This window comes from Halobacteriovorax vibrionivorans (assembly GCF_003346865.1).
Classification (GTDB): domain Bacteria; phylum Bdellovibrionota; class Bacteriovoracia; order Bacteriovoracales; family Bacteriovoracaceae; genus Halobacteriovorax_A; species Halobacteriovorax_A vibrionivorans.
This window is the reverse complement of sequence record NZ_QDKL01000001.1, coordinates 948,369-961,304: the sequence shown is the minus strand read 5'-3', so window position 1 is coordinate 961,304 and position 12,936 is coordinate 948,369. Positions and strand designations below refer to the sequence as shown.

The following is a 12,936-nucleotide window of genomic DNA, read 5'->3' as shown; positions in this document are numbered from 1 at the left end:
ATGGCAATATATAAAAGTGATATAAAAGGCGACTTCATTACGCTACGTCCAGTAACAACTCGTTACTCAGAAGATATTATCAAACTAAGAACTGATAAAATAATATCTAAATATCTAAATAAGACAGTTCCATCAATTGAAAAACAAAATGAATGGCTGAGCTCTCAAATTAATAAAAATGGTGATTATTACTTTGCAATAATTGATAATAAAACAGATAAATTAATCGGAACAATTTCTCTGTACAATATAGATAAAGAAGACACAGCAGAGTTTGGAAGATGGATATGCATAGGAAATAGCTTACAATCAACCGAGTCAGTATTACTATTGCATGACTTTGGATTTAATGTAATAAAATTAAAAAAGATATACTCAAGAACGGTTGCTGAAAACACAAAAACCTTAAACTTTCACAAACGTTTTGGAGCTACACAAACAGAACATATGATACAACTAGAAAATTCGGATTTTACACTCATCGAAAACTATATAGATTATTTACAATACGAAAACATAAAGAAAAAAATTAAAAAAAAGATAGAGATATTTAAGTGAAAGTACATCATTACGGTTTTTTAACTCTAAATTTAGACAAGACTATTGATAAATTTTCCAAGCTAGGCTATCGAGTCACATCGGACATAATCAAAGACAATGAGAGAGGTGTAAACATTGTCTTCATGGATCATGAAAATTCAAACGGGCACACTCTAGAATTAGTTGAGCCAAGCAGAGATGATTCAGATGTAAAATCCTTAATTTCAAAGTTAAAGAGTAACCTTTATCACATTTGTTATCTGACAAATGATATAGATTCTCAGATTGAGAAACTTAACATGGAAGGCTTCATTACAATACAGGAACCTAAACCCGCAATAGCATTTAATAATAAGAATGTAGCTTTTCTTTATACAAAAGAAACTGGAATAATAGAGCTACTGGAGAGCAAATGAAAATTGCATTCACAGGAAACTACAATATTGACTTTGTAGCAAGAAAGATTAAAAAAACACTTAACTCTGAAGTATATGTCTCAGAATACAATCAATACAATCAAGAGCTACTACTAGAGAACAGCTCTCTTTTTAAATACGAACCGGAATTTATTGCAATTCTTCTTGAAGGTAATTCTTTACTGAAATTAAATAGTCTACAAAACATAAAAAATCATATTAATGACTTGATAAATTCATCATTAAAGAACTCTAAATCATACGTAATCATAAATACAATTAAGTTTGATGCAATATTTAACAAAGGTCTTTGTTATAATTCTGAAAACTCAGAAAAAAAAATACAACTATCTATAAATAGTTTATTGAATGACTTATCAATTAAACATGAAAGAGTTTTTGTAATTGATACAATGTCGCTATATGAAGAATATGGCTCAAAAAATATTGAGGATCAATCATTATGGTTCATGAGCAGAAATCCCTACAATAAACTAGGAATATCACTCATAGCAGAACAAATAGAAATAACTATCATGAATATTCTTAAAAAGAATAAAAAATGCCTTGTACTAGATCTTGATAACACCTGCTGGGGCGGAGTAATCGGAGAAGAGGGAATAGAGAATATTCAACTTAGCAAAGACGGTAGTGGTGAGCCGTATTATATCTTTCAAGAAACAGTAAAAAAAATCTCTGAAAAAGGTGTTTTATTAGCTCTTTGTTCAAAGAATAATGAAAAGGATGCAAAAGAAGTATTTGACAAGCACCCTGAATGTCCGCTCACTTGGGAAGATTTCATAATAAAAAAGGTGAATTGGACCTCTAAAGACACCAATCTACGACAGATCGCTAAAGAATTAAACATTGGCGAAGACAGTCTTGTTTTTATAGACGATAATCCAGCAGAGAGGGAGATTGCAAAAATAAATACAAATTGCACAGTTCCAGATTTTCCTAAAAATCCAGACAACCTTCCCTTGCATATAATAGAAATAGATAAAAAATACTTTACTAAATTCTCTTTAAGTAAAGAAGATCTAAATAAAAAAGAGAACTATCTTCAAAACTTTAAAAGAACACAGGTTGAAAGAAGCTTTGAAGACATTAATGACTTTATAAATTCATTAGACATTAAAATTAAAATTTTCAAAAACAATATAGAGCAAGTAAACAGAATTGCAGAGCTAACACAAAAAACAAATCAATTTAATTTTACAACAAAAAGATATTCAAAAGAACAGATAGTAGAATTTATTAACTCGGAGGTCTATCATGTTTATACAGCAGAAGTATCAGATAAGTTTGGGAACCAGGGCATCACAATACTTACTATACTTAAAGAAAATACTAATGATATAGAAATTGATACATTTCTTTTGAGCTGTAGAATTATTGGAAAAAAAATTGAAAATGTGTTCCTAGAATCAGTTCTGAAAAATCACGATAAAAAGATTAAGGCTAGCTATATACCAACAGCAAAAAATATATTAATAAAAGACAAGCTTGACGACCTTGGATTCTTATTAACTAGTGAAAATGGTAACAAAAAAGAGTATTCGCTAAGAAACAATACTCAACTAAAAACTGAAAAATTAAATATACAGGTAATATATGAAAAATAAAATCACTGAAATACTAACTGAAACACTTGAATGTGAAGTTAATGAAAACACATCTATGGAAAGCTGCGAAGAATGGGACTCGTTTAATCATATAAACATAATTATTGAACTAAAGTCTCAATTTAACATTGATATACCAACAGATGATATTTCACTTTTAAACTCATATAGCAATATAGTGAATTACATCAAAAACAAACAAAACTAGTGGAAGAAAACTTGATACCTTTTTTGGACATAAAAAAACAAAATTTAAAATATAAAGATGAGCTTATTAAAGCTTTTAATGGAGTATTAGAATCGGGATACTTTATAAATGGTGATCAGGTTAAGGAGTTTGAAGAATCATTTTCTAAAATAACTGAGACAAGATATTGTGTTGGTACATCCAATGGCTTAGATAGCTTAGTGCTATGTATTTTAGCATGGAAAGAAATAGGTTTTCTTAAAAGTGGTGATGAAGTAATTGTACCAGCGAACACGTTTATTGCAACTATTCTTGCAATTTCAAGTTGTGGATTGAAGCCTATATTAATCGAACCTTGTAGTAAAACATTTAATATTACAGCAAAAGAAATAAGAAAGCACATAAGTCAAAGAACTAAACTTGTTATCGTTGTACATTTATATGGACAAATGGCAAATATGAGTGAAATTTCTGAACTCACTAAAAATTCTTCTATCTTACTTCTTGAAGATTCAGCACAAGCACATTTGGCTACACATAGATCAAAACCAGCAGGAAGCTGGGGAGATGCTGCGGCATTTAGTTTTTATCCTGGAAAAAACCTTGGAGCACTAGGAGATGCAGGAGCAATAACTACAAACAACAAGAAGCTATATGAAGTTATTAAGGCATTAAGTAACTATGGTTCTGAGAAAAAGTACGAACATATATACAAGGGTAGAAACAATAGGCTTGATGAAATTCAAGCGGCATTCTTGAATGTAAAATTAAGATATTTAAATGACGAAACAATTACAAGACAAAATATAGCTAAAAGATATTCTACAGAAATCACCAACCCTCTGATAACTCTACCACATATCGCTCAATACAACATACATGTGTGGCACTTATACGTTATAAAAACTAATCATAGAGAAGAGCTAATTGAACATTTGAGAAGAAATAATGTTAATACTTTAATACATTACCCAATACCAATACATAAACAAAAGGCTTATAAAGAAATTAGTAATCTTCACCTACCGATAACAGAGTCACTCCATAACAAAGTACTATCTATTCCAATTGACCCTAACTTAACAGTTAAAGATATTGATCAAATTATTGAAAGTATCAACTCTTTTAAATTATGAAGCTATTAAAAGTTGCATCCTTATCCGGCTCACTAACATTAATTAAAATGGGCTGTGGCTTTTTAATAGGAAAAATCATTTCTGTTCATTTAGGCCCTACAGGAATAGCACTCATTGGTCAGATCCAGTCAATTGTAACAATGTTAACGGGAATCATCAATTCACCAACTAGTGCAGGGATCATTAAATATACTGCTAAATATAATAACAAAGAATATGAGTATTATTCGAAATGGTGGACAGCAAGCCTAAGAATAGTCTTTTTAATATATATAATAATTCTACCTATCACGCTTATTTTTTCAGAGCAAATTTCACTATACTTTCTTGATGATCAAAAATATAAAAATTTAATAATTCTTATCTGTTCAATATTGCCCATAACTAGTTTAGGAACATTAATAACATCTATCCTAAATGCTAAAGAACAGTATAGAGACTACGCAAAAGTAACTGTTATATCTACGCTTCTATCAACGACGCTGATAATTGGCATGATCTATTATTTTTCTACTCAAGGAGCCTTGATAGGTATAAGTATACAATATGCAATAATTGGGCTTATTGGTGTTCTCATCACTTACCAAAAGACTTGGTTTAAATTTAGAGTATTAACGCAAAAAATAGAAAAGGAGCATGTATTAAATATCTTAAAATATGTTGCGATGGCTATCGTTTCTAGTACTTTATTCCCTTTCGCCATAGCACTAGTGCGTAAAACAATTATAGAAAAAGAAGGGTGGGAAGCTGCAGGAATCTGGCAATCGGTTTGGCGCATATCTGAAGTATATATTAAAGTCATTACTATTTCTTTAGGAACATATTATTTACCAAAGCTTAGTAAATTAGAAAAATATTCTGAATTAAAAAGCGAAATAAATAAAGTATCTAAGATTGTTATGCCAATAATATTATCAGGTACATTAATTATATATTTAGCTCGAGACTTAGTAATAATACTACTATTTAGTGAAAAATTCCTACCTGCAAGGGACTATTTTCTAATACAATTAAGTGGAGACATAATTAAAGTATACAGTTGGTTATATGCATACCCAATGCTCTCAAAAGGAGCTGCTAGATGGTTTATATCTACAGAAATTACATACTCTTTATTATTTGTAATACTATCTAAAATACTTATAAATTATTGGGGGCTTCATGGTATAAATACTGCTTACTTAATAAACTATAGTCTTTACTTTATAACAGTTAGAATAATATTAAAAAAATATGCAAAATAGAAATAACCCATTAGTTAGTGTTGCAATTGTAACCTATAACCACGAAAAATTTATTACTGAGTGTTTGGACTCAGTATTATCTCAAGACTATAACAATGTAGAAATTGTAATCTCAGATGATAATTCCACTGATAATACTGTTGCAATTATTAATAATTTTATAAAAAATCGTAAAACCAACATATCAATTAAAATAATAACATCTAACATAAATGAAGGTGTAACTGCTAATACAAATAAAGCTCACTTCAACTGTAAAGGAAAGTATATAGCATGGCTTGGTGGTGACGATTTAATGTTACCTGGTAAGATAAGGAAACAAGTAGAGATATTAGAAAGTAATAGTGACTGTAATATTGTTTTTCATAATTTGGATGTTTTTGATTCTGAATCAGGGAAAACCCTATTTCTATTTTCAAATTTAAAAAGAAGCAATTATCAAAAAAAAGATCTAATTAAACTCGGTTGTATAAATGGAGCTTGTTCTAACATGGTTCGACGTTCTGCAACCCCGCCACATGGATTTTACAAGTACCTTCCTGTTGCTGCAGATTGGCTATACTGGATTGAGACAATAGGTAATGGAACCGCTATTTATATAAATGAAGTGCTAGGAAAATACCGTAGACACTCTAACAACGTTACACTTAAAACAAATAATATATCACAGGCAGATATAGATCATTTAAACACATGTAATTACCTAATAAAAAACTCAATTAAATATTTTAATGAGATTAGATTTAGACAATCTCAAATAATTTTCTCTCTCAGAAATAAGATGAACTACCTAGAGTGTTTAAAATACTCTCTTTCGATTAGAATAAATTTAAAAGCACTAATAGCTTTAATAGTATACTATTTAACATTCACAAAATACAAGTTCAAATAGGTGTAATTAATGTGTGGAATTAATGGCATTGTATCACTCAGTAATCCTTATTCTATGAAATCTAAAATTTCTCAAATGAATGAGCATATAAAACACAGAGGTCCTGATTCATCTAGTTATGTACAGATACAAAACGCAACGCTAGGACATACTCGATTATCTATTCATGACTTATCAGAAAATGGTTCACAACCAATGTTTACCAAAAGTAAAAGATACATAATTGTGTTTAATGGTGAAATATACAATTATCAAAAACTCAAAAGAAAATATAAAATACATACCTTATCAACTAGTGACACTGAAGTACTTATAGAGTTAATTGAACTAATCGGAATAAAAAGAGCATGTGAAGAAATTATTGGTATGTTTGCTTTTTCAGTATATGACACAAAGAAACAAGTCATATATTTGTGCAGAGATCGAATCGGAGAAAAACCGCTATATAAATACAATGATTCTCAAACTATTTATTTTTCATCAGAATTAAAGTCATTTGAACCATTTATAAAAAAAGAAGTAAGTGAGAAGGGTTTAGAAAGTTTCTTTTCCAGTAGCTATATTAATGAAAAATCCTCTATATTTGAAAACGTATCTAAAGTTGAACCAGGTCAAATAGTTGAAATAAATACTTTAAATCTTAAAGAAAAATCATTCTACTATTGGTCGTTAGATGAAGAATATAATAAATCAAAAGGTAGCTACAGAAAAACATTTAATTCTGCCATAAAAGATTTAGATGAAATTTTGAAAGAAGTCATAGATGAGCAATTAGACTCAGATGTTCCAATTGGAAGTTTCTTATCAGGGGGAGTGGACTCATCTCTCGTGTCAGCTATTGCACAAAATATTTCCACAAAGCCTATTAACACATTTAGTATTGGCTTTAGGGATCCAAAATATAATGAAGCAGTCTATGCTAAAGAAGTTGCTAACTATTTAAAAACAAATCACACAGAGCTATACACAAAGCCTGAGGATTGTATTTCATTAGTTCATGATATCAAAAAAATTTACGATGAACCGTTTGCGGACTCTTCTCAGTTACCAACACTACTATTATCGAGACTTACAAAAGAGCATGTTACTGTATGTTTAAGTGGAGATGGTGGTGATGAAGTTTTTTGTGGTTATGAAAGATATTTAATGACCAATAAACTTAAAAAATATAATAAAAATATACCCTATGTGTTAAAGAAAGCACTAAAATTACTTACTCCAACATTAAATATACCTCTAATAAAAGATCTATCTCCTATTTCCTATCATAAAGCAGAAAAGCTTAATGACTTATTTGAAAGTAAGTCTGATATTGAGATATATAAATACTTCCTTAATCATTGGAATAACATTAACCCACTAATAAAAGGCAATAATCAATTAACTCACTATCGTTTCGACAATGGTGTAAACCTTTATGACCAAATGTGTTTATTCGATATGAAAACTTACCTTCCTAGCGATATCTTCACGAAAGTCGATAGAGCCTCTATGAGCACAAGTTTGGAAACACGAGCACCTTTAGTAGATAAACGTATAATTGAATTCTCACTAAAGCTTCCAATAGATTACAAGGTACATGAGGGTCAAGGAAAGTATATTTTAAGGGAAATACTTTATAAGTATGTAGATAAAAAACTTATTGAAAGACCAAAGAAAGGATTCTCTGTTCCGATTGAAAAGTGGCTCCGTAATGAACTAAAAGAATGGGCGACTCCAATTATTTTAAAAGATAATTCATATTTAGATAAATCAGTAGTTAAAAAATTATATAATGAGCATATGAATGGTATTAGAAATTGGTCAAGACCACTTTGGGATATAATTATTTTCAATGAATGGTATCAAGAATATGTAGAATCTAAGTAATAAGTAGTCGCCACTTATTCATAATACTTCTTAGCTCATAGTCCTCAGCTCTCTCTAACGACAACTTGCTAAATTCAGCATAATTTTTACTGGTCTCTAATATCTTGATTGCCCATTGATCAAATTCCTTAGAACTAATAGGAATTGGTAACAAGACACCATATTTGTCAGCTATAATTTCTCTAGGACCAGTTTTACAATCACTAGAAATGACAGGTAGACCACATGCTAACGCTTCAATTAAAACATTTGGTAAACCTTCATTAAATGATGTTAATAAGAGAATAGATCCAGGATTGAAGTATTTAAAAGGGTTTTTCTGCAAACCTACTAAAGTAATATTACCTGATAGCCCATTTTCATATATAAAATCTTCTATATTAGATCTTAATGGACCATCACCAATCATGTATAATTTAAATTCAGAATCCTTTCTTATCAAAGCTTTAAACACATTTAATAAGCCACTGATATTTTTAATTTTATTAAATCGACCACAGAATATTATTCTCTTACTAACTTTTTCCTTAGATTGAAGATTAACAACAGAGCTTAAATCAAGTGCATTTGGTAAAACCTTTATTTTTTTATCTGATAGGCCCAGGTCTATTAAAATCCTTTTTCCTTCTTCAGAATTAATTACAACTAAATCTGCATATCTATATAAAAATAAAATTAACTTTAAAAAAAATGATCTAACAAAACCCCTATTAAACCTATTTAAGTTCGTTCGAATGCTAATCACAGCCTTATGCTTTTTGAAAATTTTCGTTAAAATATTAATTATATTACTCATTTCCATAAATGAGATTATCGTGTCACCTTTTCTAATTATTCTAGCTATAAATAGTGGAGCTAAAAGTAGTAAGGCAAACTTATTCATGTGAAGCTTTGACAATATAGTTTTATGTTTAGGTATTTGATAAAAATTTGAATTAGAGAAAGAGAACACAGAATCAATAAAGTCCTCCCTAGATAAATAGGAGACCTGCCTTTCAGCTCCTCCCTGCTCAAGAGTTCCGATCAAAATATGATTCATAGCTATAAACACCCTTATTCTTAATGCAATAGTTCATCTATAAATTAAATAATTATATTAGAAAGACTAATAACTTACAAACACCTAAGCCTATACAGATTGAAAGATTGATAAAGTAATACTAGAAAAACAAAAAAGGCAGTCTTACGACTGCCTTCCTTTTAAAATCGAATTTGTGTTTCGAAATTATCCAGCAAGGAATACTGAGATAAGTACGAAAATTACAAGTGATTCCATAAGTGCTAGACCAAGGATCATTGGTGTTTGAATCTTGTCAGCAGCAGATGGGTTTCTTGCGATACCTTCTAGAGCAACAGATGCAGCTCTTGATTGTGCAGCAGTACCACCGTATGCAGCGATAGCCATTGCTAAGAAATACGCGATGTACTTAATTGCTTGAGTGTTTTCCATAATAGTCTCCTAAAACGTTAGTTACTTTGATCAAGTAACAGTTAAATTAATAAGTTTAAGTTTTTATTAGTGCGCGTGGTGCTCATCATGATCGTGGTGAGCAGTTGCTAAGCTAATATAAACCATTGATAACATTGTAAATACGTAAGCTTGGATAAAACAAACTAGAAGTCCAAGTAAATAGAATGGGATAGCAGCACCAAACATACCAACATTTACACCAAGAATTTCAAGGTTAAGGAATGTTGTAAGTACGTGGTGGTCACCCATCATATTACCTCTAAGACGTAGTGCTAGAGATAGAGGACGAATAAAGTTTGAAAGAATCTCAATTGGGAAAATTAAGATTGCCATATACCATAAAGGCCCAGCAAAGTGAGCAAGGTAGTTCATAGTTCCAAGTTCTTTACAACCTTTGATGTTGTAGTAAACAAATGAAAGAACACCAAGAGCTAACGTTGTATTGATATATTCTGTTGGAGGTAAGAAACCTGGAATAAGACCAATAACGTTTGCTAGGAAAATTGTGATAAATAGGAATGCGATGAATTTAAAATACTTAGGTGCATCTTCTTCACCAAGAACAGCACGACATTGAGTGTAGATGAATGAACCATACATCTCAACTAAGTTTCTAAGAGTAATTCCTTTGTCAGGGACTACTGTTTCATCAAGAGTCATTTTTGATACTCTTAATCTATAAGCTAGAGCAATTAAAAGAATTAAAATTGCAACGAATGACTTTGTGAAGATGTGATCCACATAGCTAGCTCCTAGAGCCTGTGATAGTTCACCTAACCAAAGGAATCCACCTGCTGCATGTGCATTTGTCGCTAATAGAGTCGATAAAAGAAGGGCCATTTTTTTCATTAACTAGTCCTTTCTGATGCTGGCGCCCAGCACAAATATATTTAAGAAATAATTTATTACCGGTATAATTATCTTACTTTCCAGAATTTGTACACTAAATAATAAGGCACCAATTAAAATTGCAGTCTTCCCTATAAATAAAAACGCTAGATACTTCTTATTGGCCTTATAACCTTCAACGCGATGTGGCTTTATCAGCTCATCTACGGCCATCCAAAACATGACTAAATATATTACAGTGGCCGCATAAATGATCCCGAACGCTAACCATTCTTTTCCAAATGTAAGAAAAAAGAGACAAATTGCAGCTGATGGAAGAGATAAAATAAAATAGCGACTAAAGCTAATCTTATTAATTAATTCTTTAAACATGAACGCATAGTTACTATAATTTCTCTTAATTTCAAATACTTTTGACGGGAATAAAATATGACAGAGACTAAGAAGGCAAATCTACTTGCTTGGGCGATCTTCTTCTACTTAACAATGACAATTTTCTATAAGGCATTTTCAACAATAGGAATGCTGCTTTTTGTCATTTTAGCATTCTACGTATCAAAAGATTCTTACAAAGAAGTTTTTAAGAACAAATTACAGATTTTCTTCTCTGCATTTATTTTCATTCTTATTCTCTCAGTTCTTGTAAATGGAGCAGGTAGTTATTCGAAAATTAAGTATTATTTTATCCCACTTATTTTTGCCGGTGGATTCTATCAATATGGCCATATGCTTAGTGAAAAATGGATTAAGCGTTTAATTTTTTGGACGTTAACTCTAAGTGCATTTAGTTCATTCGTAGGTGTTATCCAAGTTCTCTTTCACTATAATATTGTGAAATTTACTGTCGATACTTACGGAAGAAATCAAGGTGCTCTAATGGGTGGAGCTATGTACTACTCTTACCCGATAGCCATGATCTCTGCCATGACACTTGCTGCATTAGTACACCGCTCTAAATTCAAAAGCTACGTCGATACTAAAGTTCTTATCATTACTTTGATTATTAACCTTATCGGACTTTATTATTCTTATACACGTGGAGCAATTCTCTCGTTTATCGCTTGTTTGCCATTTATTTTTTATTACACAAATAAAAAGATCTTCTCAGCTGGTCTAATCTTAGGTGCAATACTCGCTGGAGCTGTTGGGTATGTAGTCATCAATCAAGTTGATCTGGGTATTTATCGCTTTAAGAAAAATAATAATAGTGACTCTTATCGAATCGCACTCTTTAAAACAGCACTAAGAATGTATGAGGATAAACCAGTACTAGGCTATGGACTTAGAAATTACGAAGCCGTTTGCCCTGATATACAAAATGAAAATGATATCAAGCCACGTTTTTGCAAGGAACACTCTCATAATCAATTCCTAGATGCTATGGCCATGACTGGTTCTATAGGAACAATTGCCTATGTACTTTTCTTTGGAGGTTGGCTTCTAACATATTTACTTAGCTTCAGAGAAAGCTTTCTCATTACCTTACCAGGTTTTGCGACCTATTTATCTATTACTATGACTGATGCTCCACTTTACATCGGTCCGGTGACTTCAATATTATTTATCATGTATGGAATGTTATTTATTAGGAAAAAAGCGTAAAAGGTACGTCGATACTTTTACAAGTATCGACTTGCTATACTTCTATTTTTCTCCGAAATTTGGAATCTATTTCGACGAAGTCCTAAGCGTATTATTCTTTCCATATCGCAAGAAAATCTTTTTTCAATATTTGCCTTTTCTTTTGCGAAGTGAAAATGCGGTTTAAAGTTGAATAACTTTGCTTCATATGAGGAAAAATGCAAAGAAGAATAAGGATAACTAAATATATCATCAGTAATCTTGGCCCTAATTGGATTTTGATAAATATATCGATAAACTGAACGTAAGTATCTTTGATCATCAACAATTGTTGCTTTATATTCGTTAGCAAAACAATGATTCTCTCTTTTACTACGTCTATTTATTTCTCGTGATATTCTACGATTAAAATACATCATGAAATGGTGCAGATTACACTTAGGAGTTGAGATTAATAAATGATAATGATTATCCATTAAAACAAAAGCGTGAATAACTACAGGTGCATTGTCTTGAGCATATTTAAATGAATCTTTAATAAGATCCCACACTTCAAACAATGGAAGATTAAACCAATCACGATTATTTGTTCGTCGTGTAACGTGATATGGATAATGATGTTGGAAAACTCTCTTTTTTCTAGGCATGCAAAGCTTATCCACTAAACATTAAAAAAAATGAATTAAAGAATGCTCAATTGATAATATATTTCATTTTTGTTAATCGGTACGTCGATACTTTTGACATTATCAATAAGTTACAAATTTTTTAGTACGAAAGAATGTCATAAGAGAAACTAATTGAATTAATCTACAAGAAAATAACATGAATATCTTAATTTATAGCCGAATTAAGCTTTAAACTTTGAATTAATGAATTACAAAAACAGTTAAGTGCTCAAAACTTCGAAAAGTATCGACGTACCCTACTTTTTTTTCAAAGCAAAAATAACCATTGAGATTAAAATATTTCCAATTGCGGCCAGGAATATAAAAATGGCCCAACTTTGAGTGATGATATTGGCATCAACCATTTCCCATAGGCCCCAAGCAACGATCAAGGCAGTTGATGGAAGCGACATTGCAAGGGCCATGGGTTTAATCCACTTTGGATCGAAAAGCGCCAT

General features: G+C 30.9%; 14 protein-coding genes. 8 read left to right on the top strand and 6 right to left on the bottom strand.

What is annotated here, in order from left to right:
* The 7 genes from DAY19_RS04705 to asnB all read left to right on the top strand — a co-directional run bounded on the left by DAY19_RS04705 (position 1) and on the right by asnB (position 7,909).
* Complete coding sequence (locus DAY19_RS04705; protein ID WP_158536786.1) at positions 1–558, top strand: GNAT family N-acetyltransferase; 558 nt, start codon at positions 1–3, stop codon at positions 556–558.
* Entirely contained in the window at positions 555–956 is a 402-nt protein-coding gene (locus DAY19_RS15525) for a VOC family protein (RefSeq protein WP_114706014.1), read from the top strand. Before DAY19_RS04705 ends, DAY19_RS15525 begins: the two co-directional genes overlap by 4 nt.
* Complete coding sequence (locus DAY19_RS04695) at positions 953–2,581, top strand: HAD-IIIC family phosphatase (protein ID WP_114706013.1); 1,629 nt, start codon at positions 953–955, stop codon at positions 2,579–2,581. Before DAY19_RS15525 ends, DAY19_RS04695 begins: the two co-directional genes overlap by 4 nt.
* 219 nt (positions 2,582–2,800) lie before the next feature.
* The gene (locus DAY19_RS04685; protein ID WP_114706011.1) at positions 2,801–3,904 is read left to right on the top strand and encodes a DegT/DnrJ/EryC1/StrS family aminotransferase; all 1,104 of its coding nucleotides are present in this window, start codon (positions 2,801–2,803) and stop codon (positions 3,902–3,904) included.
* Positions 3,901–5,148: an O-antigen translocase gene (locus DAY19_RS04680; RefSeq protein ID WP_114706010.1), complete on the top strand. Its 1,248-nt coding sequence runs from the start codon at positions 3,901–3,903 to the stop codon at positions 5,146–5,148. Before DAY19_RS04685 ends, DAY19_RS04680 begins: the two co-directional genes overlap by 4 nt.
* Positions 5,138–6,040 (top strand): glycosyltransferase, encoded by a 903-nt coding sequence (locus tag DAY19_RS04675; RefSeq protein WP_114706009.1) that lies wholly within the window; start codon positions 5,138–5,140, stop codon positions 6,038–6,040. Before DAY19_RS04680 ends, DAY19_RS04675 begins: the two co-directional genes overlap by 11 nt.
* 9 nt (positions 6,041–6,049) lie before the next feature.
* On the top strand, positions 6,050–7,909 hold the full coding sequence (gene asnB / locus DAY19_RS04670; RefSeq protein WP_114706008.1) for an asparagine synthase (glutamine-hydrolyzing): 1,860 nt from the start codon (positions 6,050–6,052) through the stop codon (positions 7,907–7,909).
* On the opposite strand, the gene DAY19_RS04665 is transcribed toward asnB, so the two are convergent.
* The 4 genes from DAY19_RS04665 to DAY19_RS04650 all read right to left on the bottom strand — a co-directional run bounded on the left by DAY19_RS04665 (position 7,902) and on the right by DAY19_RS04650 (position 10,601).
* A complete protein-coding gene (locus tag DAY19_RS04665; protein ID WP_133296883.1) occupies positions 7,902–8,948 on the bottom strand; it encodes a glycosyltransferase in 1,047 nt (348 codons plus the stop codon). The two genes, asnB and DAY19_RS04665, sit on opposite strands and share 8 nt — an antisense overlap.
* A 186-nt stretch (positions 8,949–9,134) precedes the next feature.
* Positions 9,135–9,359 (bottom strand): ATP synthase F0 subunit C, encoded by a 225-nt coding sequence (locus DAY19_RS04660; protein WP_021267602.1) that lies wholly within the window; start codon positions 9,357–9,359, stop codon positions 9,135–9,137.
* A 66-nt stretch (positions 9,360–9,425) separates the two neighbouring features.
* On the bottom strand, positions 9,426–10,229 hold the full coding sequence (atpB, locus tag DAY19_RS04655) for a F0F1 ATP synthase subunit A (protein ID WP_199506609.1): 804 nt from the start codon (positions 10,227–10,229) through the stop codon (positions 9,426–9,428).
* Positions 10,230–10,232: 3 nt separating this feature from the next.
* On the bottom strand, positions 10,233–10,601 hold the full coding sequence (locus tag DAY19_RS04650; RefSeq protein WP_114706006.1) for a hypothetical protein: 369 nt from the start codon (positions 10,599–10,601) through the stop codon (positions 10,233–10,235).
* Between the two features lie 57 nt (positions 10,602–10,658).
* On the opposite strand from DAY19_RS04650, the gene DAY19_RS04645 reads away from it, so the two are divergent.
* Entirely contained in the window at positions 10,659–11,831 is a 1,173-nt protein-coding gene (locus tag DAY19_RS04645) for an O-antigen ligase family protein (protein ID WP_114706005.1), read from the top strand.
* Between the two features lie 17 nt (positions 11,832–11,848).
* Here DAY19_RS04645 and DAY19_RS04640 read toward each other — a convergent pair whose 3' ends face one another.
* Entirely contained in the window at positions 11,849–12,457 is a 609-nt protein-coding gene (locus tag DAY19_RS04640) for a transposase (protein ID WP_114706004.1), read from the bottom strand.
* A 278-nt stretch (positions 12,458–12,735) separates the two neighbouring features.
* Positions 12,736–12,936: a hypothetical protein gene (locus DAY19_RS04635; protein ID WP_114706003.1), complete on the bottom strand. Its 201-nt coding sequence runs from the start codon at positions 12,934–12,936 to the stop codon at positions 12,736–12,738.

Excerpts from the sequence above, each read along its gene's own strand:
- DAY19_RS04705 (WP_158536786.1), top strand. The coding sequence starts at position 1 with ATGGCAATATATAAAAGTGATATAAAAGGCGACTTCATTACGCTACGT.
- DAY19_RS04695 (WP_114706013.1), top strand. The coding sequence starts at position 953 with ATGAAAATTGCATTCACAGGAAACTACAATATTGACTTTGTAGCAAGA.
- DAY19_RS04680 (WP_114706010.1), top strand. The coding sequence starts at position 3,901 with ATGAAGCTATTAAAAGTTGCATCCTTATCCGGCTCACTAACATTAATT.
- DAY19_RS04675 (WP_114706009.1), top strand. The coding sequence starts at position 5,138 with ATGCAAAATAGAAATAACCCATTAGTTAGTGTTGCAATTGTAACCTAT.
- asnB (WP_114706008.1), top strand. The coding sequence starts at position 6,050 with ATGTGTGGAATTAATGGCATTGTATCACTCAGTAATCCTTATTCTATG.
- DAY19_RS04665 (WP_133296883.1), bottom strand. The coding sequence starts at position 8,948 with ATGAATCATATTTTGATCGGAACTCTTGAGCAGGGAGGAGCTGAAAGG.
- DAY19_RS04660 (WP_021267602.1), bottom strand. The coding sequence starts at position 9,359 with ATGGAAAACACTCAAGCAATTAAGTACATCGCGTATTTCTTAGCAATG.
- atpB (WP_199506609.1), bottom strand. The coding sequence starts at position 10,229 with ATGAAAAAAATGGCCCTTCTTTTATCGACTCTATTAGCGACAAATGCA.
- DAY19_RS04650 (WP_114706006.1), bottom strand. The coding sequence starts at position 10,601 with ATGTTTAAAGAATTAATTAATAAGATTAGCTTTAGTCGCTATTTTATT.
- DAY19_RS04645 (WP_114706005.1), top strand. The coding sequence starts at position 10,659 with ATGACAGAGACTAAGAAGGCAAATCTACTTGCTTGGGCGATCTTCTTC.
- DAY19_RS04640 (WP_114706004.1), bottom strand. The coding sequence starts at position 12,457 with ATGCCTAGAAAAAAGAGAGTTTTCCAACATCATTATCCATATCACGTT.
- DAY19_RS04635 (WP_114706003.1), bottom strand. The coding sequence starts at position 12,936 with ATGGCGCTTTTCGATCCAAAGTGGATTAAACCCATGGCCCTTGCAATG.